Source organism: Bacillota bacterium (assembly GCA_018333655.1).
Classification (GTDB): domain Bacteria; phylum Bacillota; class UBA994; order UBA994; family UBA994; genus BS524.
Window position 1 is genome coordinate 13347 of sequence record JAGXTJ010000053.1, and the last position, 22506, is coordinate 35852.

Below are 22506 nucleotides of genomic sequence, written 5' to 3' on the forward strand. Positions count from 1 at the left end.
TCCTCTCCTCAATAGTTCTGCCTAAGATGTTCTATATCCCTAATAGTCAATATGGGCCGCATCCCATCAGCCCCATACATGACATCCTGCGAGTTTGGGCTGTGTCCAAACCACCCTAAGGCGTGACCGAGTTCATGGGTAAACGTCGTGCGGTTGCGGTCGGTGCGCTGCCACCACAGAAGTAGGAAGCCTCGCTGCGGCACCCATACCCTCATCAAGTCAAGTCTATGGTTAGAGATGGACCGAAGTCCATGGGTGGGACAGTTAAAGGTGTGGTTTCCAACGTTGGCAGAACTCACGATAATGGCAACACCCACGCGCCCCTGCAGACGGGGTTCCTCTTCCTCAAGTCTACTTCGTGTTCCTCCAAAAATCTCTATTGACGCAGCAGGGCGATCATTGACTCTAGACGTGTGAATGCCAGCTCTCACCCATTGGTTCCGCGCATGATCTACATATGCCGCGAAGTCCGTCGGAGTGAATCCATCGTCAAAGAGGTGCGCCCATATGGTTCTGTTAGGATTGAACCCTATTGTATTGATATCCGAGTGAAAGACAGTCAGCGTTCTGGGCGTCGTGGCCGAAACCATCATTGGACTAACTAAGATGAGCACAAATGCTAGAACCACGAATACTTTTCTCACAAACACTCTCTTCTTAATTTTACGTGGGTTGTTTAAGGCGGAATTGCTGTAAAACGACTGGGGGAGTCTCAGAACTGGCACTGGCTGGACCCTGCTTTCTCCCTTAAGGGGCAAGGCATGTGGGTTTTAAGGGGATTTTTTGCTTTACCTGTCAAAAAATTAATTGAATCTACAACTCCCGCCAGAGAGGGCCAGTGTGTGTGAGCGTTAAACTAGTCTGGCAAACACTGCCCGCTTCATGCCTCGCAACTAGTTCGTCGGTGAGATTTACAGTCCGACAGAAGGAGCAGCCAATGTGTACAATACCCGGCTCCACCTCATTTCTGGTAGAAGTTTCTATAATGACTATAGCTTACCCCCCACCAATGTCAAGATTTATTGCTAATATTAAGTTAAATTAACATCTTAATAGTTAACCTAATTGGCCGCTCTAAAGACCACCCCTGCAAATCATCAGAGCATAGGCTCCTATTTCCCGAAGGCTTTACGCTGCCAGTTTCAATTACGGCTCCAGAGTGGGCCTAGCCAAAGAAGAAAACCCTCGTGGGTTAATTTTTAACTATTAGTCGTTTTTACTAAACACAAGAGCGCCAAAGGCGCAAAACCTCTGCGACAGAGGGGACGGTTCTTTTTGTCGCAAAACACCGACAAAAAGAACCGTCCCCTCTGTCGCAACGTCCCCGTTGTCGTGCGTTTATGGTGAACGAGTCCATATTGCTGGTCGAAAGCCACTTTCTCTTGTAGCTTCTGCCTCAGAAAAGCTCAATCTTCTGCGCCCACGATCAGGGTCACTTGCACCCGATTGAGCTACGCGCCCCTCCGATACACCAGGCGAACGAAGCCAGCTGCGATAGAGTATGTTGAATGTGCCGGACTCTGCATACTTTCGTACCTCCGTTATGGATAACACGAACATCGCGTTTTGGGGCGTAACGCTTCCGGCACCTACGTGAGTTAATAAACTAGGGTCAATACGCTGGAGTTCGTGTTCCATATCCGAAGCGACATTATCTATATTTTCCGCTGGCAATGCGCGTTCTCTCAGTTCAGGGGCTAATATATTAGCGAACCATGCGTCCAATGTGGGGCGTAGCACATCGCTTTCACTCAAACTCGTAAACACGTTTTCGCTATTAAATTGAACACCTACAGGCTCCGTCAGTATTCTCGAAGTACCATCTGCCAAGGTCAGTGTCATGGCATAGCGGTTTCCTACGAACTGCCCGCGCTCGGTAATGATGAGCTTGTTTCTATTTGCATCCCTAGTTAATACTCGCCACTCCATGCCGGTGCTATCTATAAACAACTCATTAGTGCGAGGAAGATCGATCCCCAGTCTGTAATGATCAATCCAAAGCAAACTTAAAAATCCTAACACCACTATTGCCACTACCCCTGCACAAAACAAGAATAGTGCTTGACGTGTTGTTCGCATGTAAAACTCCTTTCTTCGTACCCAAAGAGCAACGCGTTTTACATCTGCATCCTCTACCGACAGAGGGGACCTCCCCCACTAACGCCGTGACGCGGTGAGCTTTTCGAGCAAGGGGCTAAACTCTGGATCTGTTTCGGCGACGACACTACCCCTGCGAGTGGCCAAGGTGATGTGTCCGTCATCTTCTTCCACCAAGAATACAAGATAGCGCTGATTGATCTCCACGTAAGTAGGCAGAAACAAGATGGTTGCAACATTCACCCCTTTGAATGTGCTTGCGGTTGTTGTGGCATGTATCCCTTCGCCCTTGTATGTATGGATAGTTCTAAAACCGACCATCGCTGCCGTCCCATTAGCGTTCAGTTCGGCGGAAATAGTCTCAATCAACAGAATGTGATCTGCCAGATTGATGAGAGCGGCGTGACTCGGAGCTTGCTCTAGCACTTTTACATCTCTGTCTCTATGTATATAGCGCATTCTATTGGCCGGGGCTAGACCGCGAATGTACTGTCTTAGCCGCGAAAGAGAGTTATACTTGGGGTCCTGAAATGGGGCCATGAAAACGCGCTCCGCAGGATTAACAAGGCGCTGCACTTGGTCGCCCAGGCCGTCTACCCGAAACACAAACTCCGAATCCGCTACGTAAAAATCAAATGAGAAAGTGGTGCGAGCGATTCTCGATAACAACATCAGATAAGTTTCGCCCACTTCGAACAAATCGTTCTCTGCAGACACCATAATTGTGTTCCCGGCAGTGCGAGAAATCAAATCCTCTTTTACCTCAACCTCAAAGATGCCTTGCTGTTCTGCCCTTCCTTCCGGTGGAGTCGTCACTATCGTGCCGACGATAACGTTCGAAGACAGCATAATCACATGGTTTTCAAACGTTGGCTCCACTAGTGGCAAACCAAACAATGATCCCCCCCGTGGGCCGTGGAACTCAGTCAGGGCTAAACGTCGTGCGGGGAACAGCACGGCTGCGGCAGAGTAAGCCACTGCGCTTACCAAGAGTACGGTCACTGCAACAATAATAGTCTTTCTCTTTTTTGTCATCACAGCGTCTTCCTCCCCTATCAGTAGTTCTGCCTAAGATGTTCAATGTCCCTAATAGTCAGCACAGGTCGACGCCCATCAGACCTATGCATAACGTCTTGGGAGTTTGGACTGTGTCCAAACCACCCTAGGGCGTGCCCCAGTTCATGGGTAAATGACGTGCGATAATAGTCAGCGTGCCACCACAAATAGTACCAAGGTTGTCGAGGTACGTATACCCTCATCAGATCGATTCGATGATTAGGGATCGACAAGGTTCCACGGGTGGGGTGTTGAAAGGTGTGGGTGCCAACCATGGGCCAATTCACGGGAACAGTAAGGGCAGAGCGCGTGCGCAAAGCAGCATTCATGTTCTCAAGGTCAGCTCGACTTCCCCCAAAAATCTGTATAGAAGCGGGTGGAAGATCATCTACTCCAAACGTGTGAATACCCGCTCTCGCCCATTGGCTCTGTGCATGGTTTATATATGCTTGAAACTCCGCTAGAGTAAACCCCCTGTTATTAACTAGAGTTGACCATATGGTTCTGCTAGGATTAAATCCTATCCAAGCTTCATCGGAGTGAAAGACGGATAGCGTTCTGGACGTCGTGGCCGAAACCATCATTGGACTAACTAAGATGAGCACAATTGCTAGAATCACGAATACCCTTCTCACAAGCACCCTCCTTGAATTTGCGTAGGTTATTTTGGGGCGGAATTGCGGCAAAACTACTGTGGTCGCCTCAAAACTGGCACTGGCTGGTCCCTGCTTTTCTCTTAAGGGGCAGGGCAGGTAGGCTTTAATGGGATTCGCCACTTCGTCTGTCAAGAGCCTTTTTGAATCGATACCTTTCGGCAGAAGGAGCAGCCAAAATGTACAATACCCGGCTCCACCTCATTTCTAGTAGAAGTTTCTATAGTGACTATAGCTTACCCCCCCCCAATGTCAAGATTTATTGCTAATATTAAGTTAAATTAACATCTTAATAGTTAACCTAATTGGCCGCTCTAAAGACCACCCCTGCAAATCATCAGAGCATAGGCTCCTATTTCCCGAAGGTTTTACGCTGCCAGTTTCAATTACGGCTCCAGAGTGGGCCTAGCCAAAGAAGAAAACCCTTTGTGTTGGAATTTTTATCTATTAAGTCGTTTTTCTCTACAACACAAGAACGCCAAAGGCGCAAAATCTCTGGCGTTACTAGTTCTTATGGTGGGAGCAACAGGGTTCGAAACTGTGCCCTCTACCGTGTCAACTAAGGGAATAGTCTATGTCCTCCTCAGGCGGGGTTGGTTAGGATCAGGAATAGCAATGGTTCATACTACTTGCTGCGAACATATGTTTTGCCCGCCCTTGCCCCTCTTGGATTGACCCAAGGGTGGAAGGTAGACGCTTACGGAGTACTACAGCTGTTTGAACTTGTGCTCAAGAATCCGCACCGCCCCAATAGTGAGCAATGTACCCAGTGCTGTCACTTGTGCCAAGGCACCTATCCATTCAGTGGCGGGACTGAGCATAATAGACCTCATCATCTCAGCGCTGATCGTCACGGGATTTATCATTACTAACAGATTTAGGGGCCATACGAATGCATCTTGCGGTGTGAAGATTGTTGATGCAAACATCATCACCATCGATAACAGGTTCATGGCGATTAGGAAGGTTTGCAGTGACTTCACCAACCCACATATTAGAAGATAAACTGACACAATAAGAATACTCCCTAATGGTAACCCGATTAAGGCAGCAAGCCACCGCAGAACATCCCACCGCAATCCAAACAACAGAGTCGTCGAGCCAAGCAACAGAAGACCATGGCAGGTGGCAACGATCGTAGTACCAAAATACTTGGCCAGCACATACGTCCGCGGCGAGATCGGACATGACATTATCTCAAGGAGCATCCCCGAATCTCGTTCCTGGAATAGCGATTGTGAGTTGGACATGCTGCTGGTCAAGAGCGCGAGAACGGCAAGGCCGGGAACGGCAAATGCTGCATAGGAAATGGGATTACCATTGTGGATAACGTCCCCTACAGCTCGACCCAAGGCAGTGGAAAGCAAAAGCGCGTAGATCACTGGAGTAGCTAGAGACAGGGCGACATTCGTCGGTGATTGCGTGTACAATTTAAGCTCACGGTATACTAGCCCTAATAGAAGGCTCACCTTACTTCCCCCCCCACCAGTCGTACATAGGCCTCCTCAAACGTTACAGACCGGATAGAAATTGCGGAAATAGTAGCCTCACAGTCATGCAGAACTGCTACCACACGAGGCAGAGCTGCTTCTGGGGAGTTGCTCTCGAACACAAGTTCTGTGCTGGAGTGTCTAATAAGTCTAGCAGCGGGTATTTCGGTGATATTGGCACGCAATTCCTCCGAGAAGCGCCCGCGAATTTCTATGACATCCCCACCCACCAACCTAGCCAAGTTACGGGGAGTGTCACCCCGAACCAGTTGACCACCTTTTAGTACGAATGCCCAGTCACTAACGGCAGCCATCTCATGCAGATCATGCGTTGTCCACAATACCGTAGTTCCCTTGGACGTCAGCTGACGCACCTTAGACCACAGGGTTCTTCTGCTCTCCGGATCGACGCTTGCTGTCGGTTCATCCATTACCAGAAGTGGTGGGTCAAGGAGCAACGCTCTTACGATTTGGACCTTCCGGCTTTCGCCACCGGAGAGCATAATCATTGGCTGCTGGAGTACCTTTTCCAAGCCGAAATCCCGCAGTAATTCCCTTGCTTTGGTCTCACTGGCCGCGACTTCAAGCCCGCGCAATCGAATGTATATCTGTACATTGTCCCAGACGCTCAAGAAAGCATCGACGCCGCTGCGCTGGTGGACAATGGCAGTTTGACCTCTGATCTGCATCCCTTGAGTCCTCGGCGCTAATCCGAGTACCGTGACTTGTCCGGAATCGTAGCTGGTAACACCTAAGATAATTTTAACCAGAGTGGTCTTTCCCGCGCCATTTGGCCCAGCCAAACCGACTAAGCTCCCCTTGGGAACCTCCAACGCAAGACCCGCAAGGGCTTGTGTCCGACCATACTTCTTCCAAACATCACTGATCGCGATTGCAACTGTGAGATTACTAGTCACCTGCATTTCTTCTCCCATATAGGGAATATCTTTCCTTCACGCATGCCAATGAATGAGAAGCCCTTAGGACACACTTGCTTATCTCCAACATAAAGATGTACCCTAGCCATTGTGGAAGCTGGATTCTGACATAACTACGAGATCGGGCATCCAGCTGTAGAGTGAAGATAGTTGCGCGATAAAATCATCCACGGTCATGAGGTCGCACATATGCATGTTCCCACCCCAATAGCGGTTGTGGCACTTCACAAAGCGGACTTCGCTTCCACCTTCCCAGTCGTGCGGAGCAACGGCAATGGCCTCCATTACATGGGGAAGCATGAATCCGCTCGTGAATACCAATACACGCCTAGCCAAGCAAGATTTAATTAGCGACCCTAACGCAGATAAATACTGTGGCTTGAAAGTCTCTACTAAACACATGCCAAGAAGAAGCGTCGGGTCGACAGGATACCCCTTAGGGCGGTACGGGTAAGACGGTGCCATGTCTTCGGTTATTACTACCTCATCGACTCGCGCCAATCTGTCCACTTTATCTTACCGTTCACACCATTAATTTAACACCTCCTCTCTTATGGCATCGCCTAATTCTCCTAGCCAATTTACAGTTTCGTCTAAAGCCTTGTCTGCCGCATTTTGCTTCCATCCGTTTCCCGCGATAAGAACAAGCCTCTCAAAAACTCATACGGAAGCCTTTTTAGCTGTTCCGCTCGTATCCTTTGTAAAGGCTAATCTAAAAATGAGCCAATACAGCCACTTTTGCTAATTGAAAAGTGAGCCACTCCGACCAAAAATCCTGCATGCTTTGTTTGCGAAACTGAGCAAACGGAGCAATTCGGAGAGCTCGAAATGGCTCAATACAAGAATATCAGAAGAATGTGCACGATGAAGAGATGTCAGAGCGTTCCATCGCCGCATTGCCGGGCCTCTCCAGCAATAGCGTACGACAGGGAGGACCTGTGCGACAGAACGCCCCACCAGCTTACCGCAGATGGGGCGTGGCAAAGCTTACGCCTTTGAATGTGGTGCTCTAATCTTAGCAAGTGCTTTGCGGCATAACGCCCACATGAGCTCAGTTGCCGTGAATACCACTGTACCAGTACCAATCACCATTAATAGCTCATGCCAAAGAACAGCTGCCTCAATTAAATCGCTCTGCACCGCCAAAAGCATCGCAACGTTAGCCACCCAACATGAGGTACCAATGCGTCCTCCTCGTCTCCTTGTCTCAAGTCTCTTGGCATCGCTCGCGTCTTGTTCCACGCGCCCACGACGCACCAAATCTCTCACGATAAAAACTGTTAAGAGGACCATAGCGCCAGCACCTATCAACATCAGCATTACCTGCCATAATTCTAGCTCCATGCCTCCCGTACCAATTACCATTGATGAAGTCACCCCCTAATGCTTGGCCCCTTATTCAGGGCACAGTGACTAATCCGGTATGCGGACACACATGAACAACGCTATGCCCTAGCGTAATTTGTTCGGTGTGGAATTTCCATACTACATTGGGGCAAATGTTGCCATGATGATCGATATACGCGAGCGCGGTACCCCATGCAATAGAGAGCACCATAGCTGCCTGCCAACTATGCAAGCCTACTTGATAAAGAACCATCCACTGCGTGGTTTGCCACAATACTACCCCAAACATGACTACAAGAGACCCAACATGAACCCCCTCTAACTCCGGGCTCGCGGTTACGACCTCCTTGGCAACACCTGTGAGGAGGCTAACCGCCGTTATTCCGTCGGTAGCGCTACTTGCGCTTACTTCGTTTCCTGATTGCATTCCGCCCCTCTGCACTGCGACCATATCACGCACTTGACGGGCAGCATCAACAACCACCAATACTGTAGACAAATCCGGGTTGTTAGTGCTAAACGCAATGATGTCCACGTTGCCCCGGTGTGCAACACGCGGGTCTATTAACATTGTACCCTCACGGCTGAGCGACTCCCGAATTGCCAGATATGTGCTGTTCTGCATCAGAGATGCTATAAGGCACTCGACTGTACCTACGGCTGACTCAGCTCTAGCAACAGGAATCATGATGGTATTTACCAAAATCACCAAAGAAAGGACTACAACTAAACACGCTTTCATCCAATCTTGCCCCATTCTCAAACATTAGCTAAATTTTACCTCACCCCCCTCCGGACTGTCAAGCACATTTTGACATAATTCTTTATTACATTCTGACAATCAATCGAACCAATCAACTAAACTAATCGCCGAGCAGACTGGGGCGCCCCCCTCCAGTCCTTCACACAACCGGACGTGAGCCTCTCGATTCATCCGGCTCGTGTCATCTGGCTTGCGGTAGTCTCCTTACGCACTCCAGCGGGCAAAGAGTTTTACGTCTCGCTGGGCGACTTTACTTATCCAGCATGCTTCATGTCTTTGTGTCCTATGGAGATTCCGTACTTTCTTCCGCCTCCACTTTATAAGCGTCTTGTTTTTGATGACATCTTGATATTTCGATACTTCAACAAAGGTTCAGATTCCTTGGGGAATTTCAGTATTGATTGAAATTCTATTCGTCTCCGCAGTACTCACCTGCCGGAGTCTCTGCCCCCACTTTCCCCCTAACGCTCACCACCTCAGCCTGTGACTGAAGCAGTTTAGGGTGGTTTGAAGTCTCCACCTGCATGGCGACTCCCTCATCCTTTGTGCAACATGGTTGCAGTCGCGCTAACTGGGGAATTTCTGTGCCTACGGCTTTCATAAACTATTCCACATCCGTCCATGCTTTCCTGCCGCGTGTGCTACCTCCCTACTACATAGTAACAACTGAGCGACATCTTGCTCTATCAGTGCTTCGCCGCCAAGGATAGGCAGGAGTACGGAAAGGGGCAGAGAAATATCTGACAAGACCCTAAGTGAAAATGAGGAGTGAGGCCTGTGCAGAAACGCATGCTAGTTCCCCCCGACCTACTTGCCTTAGCTTACCCGGGTGACATCGCTGTCTCGCCGAACGGGGAGTTAGTGGCCTATACTGTGACTCGCCTCGACCAAGACAAGGACGAGAGTAAGACGGACCTCTACCTCTTTGAATTTGGCAGCGGGAACAGTCGGCGCCTCACCTACGGCGGCAAGGAGGGCAAGGGTTGTTTCTCGCCTGATAGCAGTCGTCTCGCCTTTGTTTCCGGGCGTGACGGCAAGAGCCAAATCTACATCATCGAGCTAGCGTTCGGGGGCGAGCCGTGGCGACTTACGACCGAAGAAAATGTTGCCGGCAACCTGTGTTGGTTCCCTTGCGGCACACGCCTTGCTTACAGTGCCAAAGTCTTTAGTCAGGAGGAAGGCTGGCAACCTTACCCGGGCGCGCCGGAGGGTGACTCCGCCAGGCTAAAGCACTTAGCCGACAAACCTCACGCAGACAAGCAGCCCGAGCCAGACAAAAAAGAGAACCTCGTTAAGGTAGTAACCCGTTTTAGCTACCGGCGCGACGGCAGCGGGTATTTCGGCGACGTGCGCGAACATGTCTTCGTGCGCGAAGTACCTATCGTGCCGCCGCAGTCGCCCTTGCCAGCGGAAGGGCGTCGGATCACAAGTGGGGATTTTGACTACACAAGCTGTGATGTGTCGCCCGACGGAAGCTGCATCGTAACGTCTGCGCGCCGCAGCAAAGACGCAGACTATGTGCTCGCGCGCGACCTGTGGGTGTTTCCAGTTGATGGGGGCACCGAGGAGCTGCTGTACGCCGCACCCAGCCCTACTAGCAACCCGCGCTTTTCTCCGTGCGGAGAGTATGTAAGTTTCCTCGGGCACGCAGGGGAGAGCGCGACCTCAACCACTACAGGGCTCTACTTGCTGCCTTTTTTTGGCCAAGATCGATGCGCACATAGTGACGCGATAGCAGTCACCAAGCCCATCGACAGGCCCGCGCTTCCGGGGGGCTTTTGGCAAGGGAAGAGATTTGTGTTCCCTCTCGCCGATCAAGGCTGTGTGCACATCTATGCAGCGTCAGTAGATGGCACTGTGGAGGCCCTTCTGGCAGCGCAGCAGACTTCCTATTTATCTTTGGCCGGGGCAGGTAAGACCCTAGCCTACATTAAAGGTCGCTTTGACCTGTTGGAAGAAATATGGGCCTCGCGCGAAGGCGCAGAACGCGCGCTTACCGCTCACAACATGCAGGCGACGGCCGAGCTGCTGCTAGCTCCGGCCGAGCACATTGCCTTTGTCAGCGAGGACGGACAAGCGCTAGATGGGTGGCTCTTGTTACCCCCAGATCAGGCAGAGCAGACCGTGCACCCACTGATGCTATTCATCCATGGCGGGCCCCACGGCTGGTATGGACCACGCTTTATGCTCGATGCCCAAGTCTTTGCGGCTCTAGGCTATGCCGTGCTCCTGACTAACCCACGGGGAAGCGAGAGCTATGGTCAGCGTTTCGCTGATATTATCGATGGCAACTGGGGCGACCTCGACTGCGGCGATGTCTTGGCCGGTGTCAAGGCGGTGAACGCGCGCGGGGTTATCGACCAGTCGAAATTGTTCGCCCAAGGCTGGTCTTACGGCGGGTATCTCGCTTGCTGGCTGGTCACCAGGACCACCGAGTTTAACGCTGTTTGCGCCGGGGCACCGGTGTCTAACCTGCTTAGTGGCTACGGCACCTCCGACATCACCTTGGCCGACGAGCGCGAATACGGCGGCTCGCCTTGGGAAAGCGCCCCCCAGATGCTCCGCTCGTCCCCCGTCACTTTTGCTGACCGAGTCGAAACGCCCTTTATGTTGATGCACGGCGAGAACGACTTGCGCTGCCCCGTCAGCCAGAGCGAGGAATTCTACACAGCACTAAAAAGACAGGGTAAGGATGCGGTGCTGATTCGCTACCCAGGCGAGTCCCATGGGCTCAAGCGCCCCCTGCATCGACTAGACAAACTTACGCGGCAGATAGCTTGGTTTGAGTATCACCGGCGTCGCTAGAGCACTGCGACAGAGGGGACGGTTATTTTTGTCGCGCAATTCCGACAAAAAGAACCGTCCCCTCTGTCGCTTAGGTCTTACTTGACCGACTGAGCTTGGAAGTCGAAGGCCTTTTTTAACAATTTTAGTCCCCATTTACCCAAACACTTGCGTATCAATATGATTACCCATGCATCTAAGCCCATAATCAGGTTTAGCTGCCCACCTAAGTAAGCCCGCCAGACATTTTTAGCTGCTTGTTCAGGCCCAATTGATGCTTGTTTAATGAATGACCGATGCATCGCCTCACGCTTGTCTTCGGCCATGCCGAGGGCATTTTTCATGATGTTGGTCTTAATTCCTCCCGGATAGACGTTAAGACAGCGGTGCGCTGTGCCAACAAACTCCATCTGCAAGCCTTCACCCAGACCACGCAAACCGAATTTGCTCACGCAGTATGGACTGTACCCATAAAGGCCAATTTGCCCGGCGAGGCTGCCGATGTTAATCACGCCACCTTGGGGAGACTTTAGAATCAGAGGCAAGCAGGCTCTTACAGCATATATTGCTCCCAGTAGATTAACAGCTACCACCCTGTCATACAAAGTCGACTGTATATTTTCGATCGGCTGTGGTGCCAAAGTGATGCCCGCATTATTGATCAGAATGTCGATTGCGCCATGGACTGCCAAAATGTCAGCACTTGTTTTTACCCAGAGACTTGGCTGACTGATATCAATGGGGTGAAGGGAAACTTGTACCGCGGGAAACAAGTCTTTAAGGTTCCTTTCTGCTTCATGGAGCGCATCCAGATTCAAATCAAGCAGTGCCAAGCTTGCCCCAAGCGCTACTGCTTCCTTCGCTAGAGCCAGACCAAGACCGCCAGCACCACCAGTTATCACTACAACCTTGTCTTTTAGTGGTTGCTTCAAGCTAATGCTCCTTTTACGATATTTCTTGCCGTCATCCTTTCCGACCCATACTTTTAGTTGGTAATGGTTAAAGCCGAGTGGGTATAGGTGTTATTTTCCAAGGCAAGCAACATCAAGTCTGCCACATCACCTCTAGAAATCTGCGCAGTCTTGGCACGAATGTTTTCGCCAACCAAATACACACCAGTATGTGGAGTGTCTTTGAGCCCGCTAGGTCGTATGATTGTCCAGTCCAAGCCGCTAGCTTTGACTTCTGCCTCTTGCGATTCGTGGTCCTCGCGCGCTGCAGGCATGAGGATGGCAAAAAAGAGCTTGTTAATCAGTGACAAGGAGCTCCAGCTATCGCCAACACCCATCGCAGACATGACAACAAGCCGCGGCACTCCCCACTTTTTCATCGCTCTGATGATGTTGATGGTGCCGTTGGTGCGAATTTTACTGTTTTTGAAGAGATCCTTAGAACCTAACGCACAGATAACCGCATCCTGATCTTTTACACATTGTTCGACGCTTGCGGCATCATGCACGTCGCCAGAAAAGACTTTGAGAACGCCCCTTCTATCTTGTAGGCGTGCCGGGTCGCGGACAAACACGGTTACGGTGTGACCTCTGTCAAGTGCCCGTTTGATAAGTTCTAGACCAGTCTTTCCTGTTGCCCCGAAAATGGCTATTTTCATTTTCATCCCCCTCATGGCAAATTCATGGTACGAAATTCGCTCTTGCTTAACATCATACAACACGACGTAACGTCACAATCAAGAGCATTGCGTCCAGGTTCTGCCCCCACTTTGTCTAAGGCCAAAGAGGGGCCTGAAATTAGCCACGGGAGGATTGCGGCAGGACACTACTGCCTTAGCATCGAAGCTACAGCTTACACGCCTCTTTCAGGCAATTCTATGTTGTTTTTTTCCATGTAGTGCAAAAAAGCCCTCTCTATAAATGGTTGGGCTTTCTGCTGCATGGTCTTGAATTCTTCAGGCCATTGCTCTGCGCTGTAGTAAAAATCCACCATTTTGTTGATGATGTCTAGTTTTCCGTCACTCAGTTCTTGCATCTGCTTCCACCATTGCTCCGCTAAGCGCTGTCCCTCCGCGCTTTCTGGAAGAACTCCACTTTCTTCTAGCGAGATTGCGCTCTCGAATATATCTCTCCACCAACCTGGTAGAATCTCTTTGTCTCTCCCCTGTTGCTCTAGTAAATGGCCGATGACTTTTTTGTCGAGATAATTGACCACCCAGTAATACCCACAATTTTCTTGTATCAGCCTTACCATGCTCGAATACTTATTCCAGTCTACTTCCTGCTTCATATTGATTTCAGTTTTCAGCATTTTGATGGACTCCACGACCTTCTGTAATCTTTCAATTTTATTACAGATAACCTCGGCTTGCTGACTCAACAGATGCACAACATCATCTGAACCGTTTACCGGGATTATTTTGTCCTTTATATCTTCCAAGGAAAATCCCAAGGATTTTAAATACATAATCTGATGGAGCTTCGTAATGTCTTTCGCCTGATAAATTCGCCTACCGCTTTCACTACTTTCAGATGGCCTCATCAACCCAATTTGATCATAATGCTGCAGTGTCCGCACCGATACATTTGCACACTTGGCAAGTTGTCCAATTGTTAGTTTTTCTCTGATCACTATTGCGCTCCCCTCACTACAATGTGCTCGCCGACAAACACAGGTGGGATGATAACGATACCAACTCTAATACTCTATGCACTCTGTGGTTAATAAACGTTACCTCTCTCCTGCTTCTTGCTTCTTGCTTCTTGCTTCTTGCTTCTTGCTTCTTGCTTCTTGCTTCTTGCTTCTTGCTTCTTGCTTCTTGCTTCTTGCTTGCGGCACCACACCCACATGAGCTCAGTTGCCGCAAATGCCACTGCCCCCGTACCAATTACCATTAATAGCTCATGCCAAGGAACAGCCGCCTCAATTAAATCCCTCTGCACCGCCAAAAGCATCGCAACGCTAGCCACCCAACATGAGGTGCCAATCCTTCCTCCTCGTCTCCTTGTCTCAAGTTTCTTGGCATCGCTCGCGTCTTTTTCCACGCGCCCACTACGTACCAGCTCTCGCAGGATAAAAACTGTTATGAGGACGATAGCACCAGCACCTATCAGCATCAGCATTACCTGCCATAATTCTAGCCCCATGCCTCCCGTACAAATTACCATGGATGAAGTCACCTCCTGTTATATGAACAACGCCATACCTTAGCAAAATTTGTACTATCCCAGGCAAAAGCAATTTACCGGAAGAGTGCGACAGACCTCGGCGTGGTTTACAGTCCGGCAGAACGAGCAACAGTTCGTACAATGCCCGTCCCCGCCTCATTTCTAGTAGAAGTTACTATAATGACTATAGTTTGCCCGCCACCAATGTCAAGATTTATTTCTGCGACAGAGGGGACGGTTCTTTTTGTCGCGCAATTCCGACAAAAAGAACCGTCCCCTCTGTCGCTACCGCGACGCCAGGTGTCGGAAAAAGAATGAACCGGCCTAGCCGCGATAAGCGACTCAGCCGGTTCTTTAGGAACTATATTCTACTTCTGCTTCTAGCCTTCTATAAGCTCGACATTGGCGCGGGGGATGGTGACAATTTCGCCGCTGTCTAGCTTGGCTGTCATAATACGCACTTTGGCGCCAGTCTCGATAACGTGAAGCTCTGGGGGCAGGGTATGCACTGTGGCGAGCTTGCCGAAGTATGGCTCGCGAATGATGCGCACGGGGGTGCCGGCAATCATGCCGGATTCGGTGCTTCTTTCAGTCGCTTTGACGAGGTGCTCTAGTGGCACAATAATCTCTGGGCGCATAACGCCGGCGCGAATCTGTGTGGCGCCGTTAATGCTGGCTACCTTGCCGTCTAGGCTCTTAAGCAAGTTAAAGGTGCGGTCCGCCATGTTGATCTGACCAAAACCTTCGGTTAAGACAAGGGTGAGGGGGATGTCTTCGGCGCCGGTAATAGCCACGCCGATGTCATGCCCGAGGTACTCAATCAAGTCTTTGTCGATGATGCCGCCAGCTACGATGCCGGCTATACCTAGCTCCGAAGCCTTGCGCAAAGCGTCTGCGGTAACGAGAGAACCCCCCACTACTACTTTGCCTTTGTGCTCGGGCTTAAGCTTGTCGCCACTTAGGATGTCGCTGTTCTTCTTAGCTACCATCACTAAGGCGCCCTGTGTTTCGCCGCCCACGCCGAAGATGCCTTGGATGAGCGCAGCTGGCGTCTCTACTACCACGCCTTCGCGCGGCATAATTTCGGTAATGCGCCCGTGGATGTAAGCGGGAACGTTGACAGGCACGGCAGGTTTGCGCAAGGTTACTACCCCAGTTACGGAAGAGATATTGTCTACCGTACCGTCGATAGGAGACTCTACAGAAGACTTAAAGAGGCCAAAGAAGGAGGACTTTCTGGCGATAACTTCGCCTTTTGTCACTTTGTCGCCCTTTTTCTTGAGCATAAACTCTAAGATCTCGTCGCCTTCAACCCCAATGTGGTTGGCTACATTTACTGTATCTGGGTCACCCGGAATGTAGGTGCTAGCAACTATGTCGTGAGGCTTGACAATGTCGCCAAGCTTTACCGTTACTTCCCCGAGAATGGGGAGGCGACGGCGCTTCTTGACCAATATTGACTCGGTAACCAGTAGTCCCGGAGTGTATGCACTAGCCATTGATGTTCAATCCTCCCTTAACCAAGGTACTTCTGTAGTATGTCCATGGGATAGGCGTCAAGAGCCTTGTACCACTCAACTAGCTTGGCAATCCGCTTGTTCTTGTCTGCTGGTAGCCCAAGCGGGCAACGTCCACGTGCGTCGATAATAACTCCTACGACGCCGCCCAAGATTTTGGCTTGAACTTCATGCCCCTTGCCTTTGCCGAGGTCAAAGCCGCGTGCAGGGCGGGCCACTAAGTCAGCTGTCTCGTCTTCTTCGAGCGAGATTAGGTGCATGCTACCATAGACCGCTTTGTGTTCAATGGTTTTACCTTTTGAGGTGGTCAACTTCACTGTCACGCACTCATCGCCCTCTTTGGCTTGACCAACGGGTGCGATGGCCGTGCCGAGACGAATAAGGCAGTCGCGGTCGAACACTTGCTGTGCAGCTTCGGCATTGACGCTAGAGAGAACACCAAGCTGCGGCATCATAAAGATGGAGTCGACGGCGAGCTCTGTGATGCCCTCAGGCACGAAGGCGTCAAGCATCATAAGAGCACTTTGCACGCGGCGAGGGGCATGAGACAGTACGCCGCCCGAGCCCACGATCATGCCGAGCCCCATAAGGTCGACTAGTGTGGCGCCAGAGCCAGACTGCTCAAAGGCTTCGGCAATGTCGCGCTGTACTTGCACACCGCGCAGACCAATGGCTAAAGACTTGTGATGCTCGAAGGCCAAGCGCAAGGCTTCGCGCGCAATAGCTTGCTCAATGACCAACTCCTGCATGGTCTGCGGAATGGTGGTCGGACGAATCATCTTGTTACGAATGCGGTTACGCAAATCAGCCGCATCGATGTCGAAGGGCATCCAGCGCATAATATTATCTAGGCCAGATTCCAACATTACATTACAGATACTGTAACTCATGCCAAGGTTAGCGCTCACGGTGCGGTTAAAGGTGTCGGCAAAGACGGAGAACACGTCGGTAGTCGCGCCACCGATGTCTACACCAACTACAGTCATGTTCTTTTGCGCAGCCACAGTCTCGATCATTTTACCCACTGCCCCGGGTGTAGGCATAATGGGCACCTCGGTCCAGCTCATGAGTTTGTTGTAACCGGGTGCTTGCGCCATAACGTGCTCCATAAAGAGGTTGTGTATTTCTTCGCGTGCGGGGCCGAGCATTTCACGCTCTAGTACCGGGCGAAGGTTGTCCACCACGCGGAGGTCAGTCTTCTCGCCAAGGGTGTTTTCGATATGCAGGCGAGCATCTTTATTTCCGGCATAGATGACGGGCAAGTTAAAGCCAATGCCTAAGCGTGGTCGTGGCTCGGCAGCGGAGATAAGCTCCGCCAATTCAACGACATGAGTAATCGTGCCGCCGTCAATGCCACCAGAGACGAGGATCATATCTGGGCGCAACTGACGGATGCGCTGAATCTTTTGGTAAGGCAAGCGACCATCATTAATGGCGATAACATCCATAACGATAGCGCCTGCGCCTAGGGCTGCCCGCTCGGCACTCTCGGCGCTCATCTGCTTTACGACACCGGCCACCATCATCTGCAAGCCGCCACCGGCGCTGCTTGTGGACAGGAATATATCTACTCCTACCTTGTCGTCTCTTTGAGGAGTAATGATGCCATTTTCATCTTGAAAAGTTCGGCCCATCAGCTCTTCGATCTCGTGCACGGCATTACGCGCTCCCATAGTTACATCTTCAAAGGGAGCTTCAACGGTGGTAGGCGCCTCACCACGGCAAACAAGACGGTAAACACCATCCACCAGCTCAATTAAAATGGCTTTGGTGGTTGTGCTACCGCAGTCCGTAGCTAGGATTGACCTTAGTTTGCGGCTCTGCTCCATAGTGTTACTAATCCCCCTCTTGGTAAACTCTCAATCATTGTGATTATAACAAAGTTCCTTAGCAACCACAAACTAAATTGACCACAAACTATAGTAATACGACGAGAAATATGCGTTTCCTTCTGCCGTGCAAAAAAATACACGCTCCTCTGAAGAGCGTGAAAAAACCGTCTACTTGGCCGACTTCTTCGCTTGTTCGCGCGTCTCGAGCATCACCATCAGCCGCTCCACGTTTTCGCGATCCGAGAGGAGATGCGCGAGCTCTTCGAGCAGCTTCTCCTTGACAAAGAGGCTGCCAAAGGGCGCAAAAGCAAATAGAGCTTGACCAGTCACAAAGGAAATGGGCTTGCCCATTTGTAAGAAAAAGAGCGATGGCGTAATCATGTCGTACTTCTCAATTCTTTCTACGACGGCCAACAGAATCTCGTCGCGACGCTCGGGGGTAATCTCAAAATTTGTCGTCACTGCAAAATACACCTGCCTTTCTTAGAGCTCTTCTATCTCTAGCTTACTCCGTAAAGTTACGGTTTACTATCTGCCGTTTTGGCTGTCAGAGCCATTTGCTTCTCGATGATGGCGACGACCGCTAGTTTGTTATCCTTGCTATAGTAGATGAACTGGCCGGGCACGAGAAGGCGGCGCAAACCACGGTACGAGAAATTAAGTAGAATCCCGTCAGGGAATTTGAGCGCTGACTTAAAATCTTCCCAGGGGCGGTAAAAAGTAAACAGCCCGGTGCGAATGGTGACCCCCTTGGTGGTCAATTGGTATTCGGAAGGCAGAACAAAGGAGTGAAAAGAGACTAGTATAACGGCTAAACCAAAAGCCACCCACAACATCTCGCCATAGATGAGGTAAATAAAGCTCAAAAACGCCATGACGGTGAAAAGAAAGGTCCTCCCCCGGCGCGCATCCTGCCACAAGGGGAATACTGACCAAGTCAGCAGTTTATCCCCTAGGGACTGCACACCTGTACTCTGCTTGTTCTTTTCGGTAGCTAAAGCACTGTTACTCTTGCTATTCTTTTGATTCTTATTCTTGGTCATTACTCTACCTGCCCCCTAGCTGATTATATCTTTGGCTACTTCCGAAGGCCAAGCACTACAGTGAACGCTTACCAGTGGAGAGCTGCCTTAACGACGCGTTTTGTACTTCCTCGCCGCCCCCACCAAGGCGTTAAACAGGGGATCGTAGTTCTCTGCCTCATTCCACATACACTCAGGATGCCACTGCACCCCCATGACGAAGGTATGGTTCACCGACTCCACCGCCTCGATGATTCCGTCTAAGGCGAAGGCCGAAGCCACAAAACCCGGGGCAACTTGGCCCACCGCTTGATGATGAAAGGAGTTGACGCGGAGTGTCTCCCGAGGAAAGAGGCGTGCTAGCCCTGTGCCGCTAACCACTCTGACACTATGTGTTCTATAGCTGCGTGGAGCTTGTTGCTGGTGCAGGAGGGAGTTAGTAACCGCGTGCGGTATGTGTTGAATGAGGGTGCCGCCCAAGGCGACGTTCTGCATCTGCACCCCACGGCAAATACCAAGGACGGGCATGTCTCGCTCCAGCGCCTCGATAATCAAGGGAATTTCGTAAGCATCCATAGCGGGATGAATATTGCCCATGCCTATGACAGGCTCTTCGCCAAAGAAGAGCGGGTCCACATCGGGCCCCCCGCAGATTAGTAGCCCCGCGACTAGGTCAAGCTGCTGGCCTATATCCGCTAAATCGGCCAGGCAGGGCAGCAAGAGCGGCAAACCACCCGCTTTTCTGACGGCTTCGATATAGGTGTCGTTCTGGCGATGACGCTGCTCCTTCCAGTCGTGATAACAAGTTAGACCTATAACTGGCTTCATGACTTGGCCCTCCAGTGCAGGGCGGAGTCAGCAAAGAGTGCCGGAGTTCCCCCCGTGTGCCAGAAAAGCACCTTCGCACCCCGCGGAATAACCCCCCGCTGCACTAGGTCCATGAGACCCGCCGCCGCCTTGGCAGTATAGACAGGATCAATAATAATGCCTTCTAAGGTGGCAAAGGTGGCGAGTGCGGCGCACGACGCCTCAGTAGGCACCCCGTAACCGGCACCAATATACTCGTCATACACCACTACATCGACTGAATCTATCTCTTTACTTACTTGGGCGTGAGCGAGAATGGCCTGGCATAGCTCGTAGACTTCTCTCCTGAGTCGCTCTTTTGGCCTGCTGACGCTAATGCCAATGATCGCGAGCGGTAGCTCATGCACTTTAGCCCCCGCCAAGAGCCCCGCCTGCGTACCAGCCGAGCCAGAGGCATGCACAATGTAGTCAAAAGTAAGGCCGCTTGACGCCGACTGGGCGATAACTTCTGTTATGCCGGCGATGTAGCCCACGGCACCGATGGCGTTAGAGCCGCCCAAAGGTATGAGGTAAGGTCTCCTACCGCGAGCCCGTAGCTCTCCTGCTACTTCCTCCATCTTGGCTTCGACAACTTGGGTTTCATCTGAACCAGCAAAATGAAGCTCGGCACCCAAAAGCTCCCCCAAGAAGAGATTGCCCTGCCGCTCGGTTAGCGTGGCACTAGAGAGAACCAAGTGACAACCAAGCCCCGCCTTAGCGGCGGCAGCCGCGGTCATGCGACAGTGGTTACTCTGGGGACCACCGGTGGTAATGAGCACATCGGCTCCCTTGTCGAGGGCGTCGCCCAGTAAGAACTCCAATTTGCGAGCTTTATTGCCCCCCATGGCCAAGCCCGTATTGTCGTCACGTTTAATGTAGAGCTCTACGCCGAGGCGCTCTCCAAGGCGAGGCAAGGGCTCGAGGGCCGTAGGCAGGAAAGTTAATTTCACCCTAGACAGTTGCTCTAGCAATTTACCACACTCCCTATGACTTTCTCCCCACCATCTTCTCGCTTTATAGACCTCATCCCTGCCGTCAAGATACAAAAACCTAAGTCCTGCGACTTAGGTGCTGTCAAAAAGGGGTCAGACCGAGCGATATACCTAGGGCAGCATTTACTCTCTCCATAGCTTCATTATCGAGATGGGCAATTTTATGGGTAAGGCGCTGTTTATCTATCGTGCGAACCTGCTCTAGCAAAATGACGGAGTTTCTCTCTAAGCCAGTATCATCGGCAGTCAACTCGACATGTGTCGGTAGGCGGGCCTTGTCTATTTGCGAGGTTATCGCGGCAATCACTACGGTGGGACTGTACTTGTTGCCCACATCGTTCTGCACAATGAGAACCGGTCGAACCCCACCTTGTTCCGAGCCCACCACAGGGCTCAGGTCGGCATAGAAAATGTCGCCTCGCTTGATAATCAACCTAGTTCACTCCAGACACCTTTCTCCTAGGCAGGATTTCCATGGCCTCACTCTCTAGCATAAAACTCTCTCTCGCAATATGCAGATTCACCTCGGCCATCTCCAAGTAACCACGCTTTAGGGCGTCATGAATACGGCGTCTTTTCTGTGTTTCTAGGTACAGGCGCATGGCTGCACGAATGAGCTCGCTACGATTACCCTTGACCTCTTGCACAAAACCGTCAACTTCCTCGAGCAAACTAGTGGGTAAGGTAATCATAATACGCTTCGTTACTGCCAAACTGACACACCTCTTTCGCTCGTGGACAAGCGTACATCTATACCGATTATATATACGCTAATATAAGTGTGTCAACAAATCCGCTGTTCATACATGCCCGGCGAGCTTATCTGGCCGGCGCAGAAATTACCCGCGCGAAAGGAAAGACCGCGTAGAGATAAGTTGGCGGTGTCGCCAGTAGAGACGTGGCACGCGGTGACCGATGAGGCAGGTCACTTCATAGTTGATGGTGCCCATGAGGAGAGCCACTTCATCCACAGATACTTCACTTAGCCCCTGCGACCCGAAGAGCACAACTTCGTCACCTGCCACCGCAGGAGAGTCAGTAATATCAAACATACACTGATCCATGCAGACCCTGCCGATTAGGGGCACTTTTCTGCCGTGCAAAAGGGCATACCCCTGGTTAGAAAGCCGCCGTGAGTAGCCGTCGGCATAGCCCACTGGTACGGTGGCGATGAGCCGCTGCCCCTTGGCCACGTAGGTACCGCCATAACCAATCGGCGTACCGTCTGCAACCCACTTCACGTAAGAAAGCCTAGAACGCAGTGACATCGCAGGGCGGAGGGCTACTCTCGCCTTGAGATGGGCCGCAGGATACAGTCCATAAAGGCCTATTCCTAAACGCACCATGTCGAGGTGGCTTTCTGGCAAGGCCATAATGGCCGCCGTGTTAGCGGCATGGCGCTGTAAACGATAGCCCTTGATTTCTAAACGGGCACAAACTCCCTCGAAAAGCGCGAGTTGCGCCCTGGCCCCGGACAAATCGACCGCGTCGGAAGCAGCAAAATGGGTGAAGATGCCCTCGACCAAGAGAGAAGGCAGGTGGGAGATGAGCTCGACGAAAGGCAGCGCATCTACTGGTCTTACTCCTATTCGGCCCATGCCCGTATCTACTTTGACATGCACGCGCGCTTTGCGCCCTAGCCGTGTTCCGGCAGTAGACAGGGCTTGCGCCGACTCGCGATCAAAGACTGTGGCGGTCAGCCCTAGTTTGACCACCTGCTCGGCACACTCTGTGGGCATGTGCCCAAGTATAAGGATGGGTACGCCGATACCCGCGCGCCTAAGCTCGACTGCTTCTTCCACTATAGCTACACCTAGGCTAGTCGCCCCCGCGGCGAGTGCTGTAGTCGCTACCTCTACCGCGCCATGCCCGTAGCCGGCTGCTTTCACCACCGCCATAAGCTCTGTCTGGCTAGACAACAGGTTGCGCACTGCTTGCGTATTGTAAGAGATATTATCTAAAGATATGTCTGCCACGGTGTGGCGATAAGCGTGCACTATTTAATCTCCCCTCATATACTGCTCTCGCCCCTGCTCTTACTACTTCACAT

General features: G+C 51.3%; 22 protein-coding genes. 1 reads left to right on the forward strand and 21 read right to left on the reverse strand.

The features are described 5' to 3' along the window. Positions 1-1338: 1338 nt before the first annotated feature. From KGZ92_09655 to KGZ92_09690, 8 genes are all read right to left on the reverse strand, one after another. The gene (locus KGZ92_09655) at positions 1339-2034 is read right to left on the reverse strand and encodes a hypothetical protein (protein MBS3889527.1); all 696 of its coding nucleotides are present in this window, start codon (positions 2032-2034) and stop codon (positions 1339-1341) included. A 123-nt stretch (positions 2035-2157) separates the two neighbouring features. Further along, a complete protein-coding gene (locus KGZ92_09660) occupies positions 2158-3135 on the reverse strand; it encodes a hypothetical protein (protein MBS3889528.1) in 978 nt (325 codons plus the stop codon). A gap of 1378 nt (positions 3136-4513) precedes the next feature. Beyond that, positions 4514-5275, reverse strand: coding sequence for an ABC transporter permease (locus KGZ92_09665; protein MBS3889529.1), 762 nt, complete (start codon positions 5273-5275; stop codon positions 4514-4516). Then, positions 5272-6129 (reverse strand): ABC transporter ATP-binding protein, encoded by an 858-nt coding sequence (locus KGZ92_09670; GenBank protein ID MBS3889530.1) that lies wholly within the window; start codon positions 6127-6129, stop codon positions 5272-5274. Before KGZ92_09670 ends, KGZ92_09665 begins: the two co-directional genes overlap by 4 nt. Positions 6130-6315: 186 nt before the next feature. Next, entirely contained in the window at positions 6316-6735 is a 420-nt protein-coding gene (locus tag KGZ92_09675; protein MBS3889531.1) for a hypothetical protein, read from the reverse strand. Between the two features lie 486 nt (positions 6736-7221). Next, positions 7222-7599, reverse strand: a complete 378-nt coding sequence (locus KGZ92_09680) for a hypothetical protein (protein MBS3889532.1) — start codon at positions 7597-7599, stop codon at positions 7222-7224. 34 nt (positions 7600-7633) lie between these two features. After that, positions 7634-8323, reverse strand: coding sequence for a hypothetical protein (locus KGZ92_09685; protein MBS3889533.1), 690 nt, complete (start codon positions 8321-8323; stop codon positions 7634-7636). A gap of 430 nt (positions 8324-8753) precedes the next feature. Then, on the reverse strand, positions 8754-8945 hold the full coding sequence (locus KGZ92_09690; GenBank protein MBS3889534.1) for a hypothetical protein: 192 nt from the start codon (positions 8943-8945) through the stop codon (positions 8754-8756). Positions 8946-9121: 176 nt separating this feature from the next. On the opposite strand from KGZ92_09690, the gene KGZ92_09695 reads away from it, so the two are divergent. Then, positions 9122-11149: a S9 family peptidase gene (locus tag KGZ92_09695; protein ID MBS3889535.1), complete on the forward strand. Its 2028-nt coding sequence runs from the start codon at positions 9122-9124 to the stop codon at positions 11147-11149. A 77-nt stretch (positions 11150-11226) separates the two neighbouring features. On the opposite strand, the gene KGZ92_09700 is transcribed toward KGZ92_09695, so the two are convergent. The 13 genes from KGZ92_09700 to alr form a co-directional block, all read right to left on the reverse strand. Beyond that, on the reverse strand, positions 11227-12060 hold the full coding sequence (locus KGZ92_09700) for an SDR family NAD(P)-dependent oxidoreductase (protein MBS3889536.1): 834 nt from the start codon (positions 12058-12060) through the stop codon (positions 11227-11229). A 53-nt stretch (positions 12061-12113) separates the two neighbouring features. Next, positions 12114-12737 (reverse strand): SDR family oxidoreductase, encoded by a 624-nt coding sequence (locus KGZ92_09705; GenBank protein ID MBS3889537.1) that lies wholly within the window; start codon positions 12735-12737, stop codon positions 12114-12116. 194 nt (positions 12738-12931) lie between these two features. Beyond that, positions 12932-13711 carry a MerR family transcriptional regulator gene (locus tag KGZ92_09710; protein ID MBS3889538.1) on the reverse strand — a complete coding sequence of 260 codons (780 nt, stop codon included), beginning with the start codon at positions 13709-13711 and terminating at the stop codon, positions 12932-12934. Between the two features lie 89 nt (positions 13712-13800). Then, a complete protein-coding gene (locus tag KGZ92_09715) occupies positions 13801-14247 on the reverse strand; it encodes a hypothetical protein (protein MBS3889539.1) in 447 nt (148 codons plus the stop codon). 380 nt (positions 14248-14627) lie between these two features. Beyond that, the gene (locus tag KGZ92_09720) at positions 14628-15746 is read right to left on the reverse strand and encodes a hypothetical protein (protein MBS3889540.1); all 1119 of its coding nucleotides are present in this window, start codon (positions 15744-15746) and stop codon (positions 14628-14630) included. A 17-nt stretch (positions 15747-15763) separates the two neighbouring features. Continuing rightward, complete coding sequence (locus KGZ92_09725; protein ID MBS3889541.1) at positions 15764-17593, reverse strand: glutamate mutase L; 1830 nt, start codon at positions 17591-17593, stop codon at positions 15764-15766. Between the two features lie 171 nt (positions 17594-17764). Further along, positions 17765-18058: a hypothetical protein gene (locus KGZ92_09730; GenBank protein ID MBS3889542.1), complete on the reverse strand. Its 294-nt coding sequence runs from the start codon at positions 18056-18058 to the stop codon at positions 17765-17767. Between the two features lie 56 nt (positions 18059-18114). Then, positions 18115-18639 (reverse strand): hypothetical protein, encoded by a 525-nt coding sequence (locus tag KGZ92_09735; protein MBS3889543.1) that lies wholly within the window; start codon positions 18637-18639, stop codon positions 18115-18117. An 87-nt stretch (positions 18640-18726) separates the two neighbouring features. Beyond that, positions 18727-19446 carry a gamma-glutamyl-gamma-aminobutyrate hydrolase family protein gene (locus KGZ92_09740; protein ID MBS3889544.1) on the reverse strand — a complete coding sequence of 240 codons (720 nt, stop codon included), beginning with the start codon at positions 19444-19446 and terminating at the stop codon, positions 18727-18729. Continuing rightward, entirely contained in the window at positions 19443-20435 is a 993-nt protein-coding gene (locus tag KGZ92_09745; protein ID MBS3889545.1) for a D-cysteine desulfhydrase family protein, read from the reverse strand. The genes KGZ92_09740 and KGZ92_09745 overlap by 4 nt, the downstream gene beginning before the upstream one ends. Positions 20436-20538: 103 nt before the next feature. Continuing rightward, complete coding sequence (locus KGZ92_09750; GenBank protein ID MBS3889546.1) at positions 20539-20889, reverse strand: type II toxin-antitoxin system PemK/MazF family toxin; 351 nt, start codon at positions 20887-20889, stop codon at positions 20539-20541. Position 20890: 1 nt separating this feature from the next. Beyond that, the gene (locus tag KGZ92_09755; GenBank protein MBS3889547.1) at positions 20891-21058 is read right to left on the reverse strand and encodes an antitoxin MazE; all 168 of its coding nucleotides are present in this window, start codon (positions 21056-21058) and stop codon (positions 20891-20893) included. Between the two features lie 237 nt (positions 21059-21295). Beyond that, complete coding sequence (gene alr / locus KGZ92_09760; GenBank protein ID MBS3889548.1) at positions 21296-22456, reverse strand: alanine racemase; 1161 nt, start codon at positions 22454-22456, stop codon at positions 21296-21298. Positions 22457-22506 lie beyond the last annotated feature (50 nt).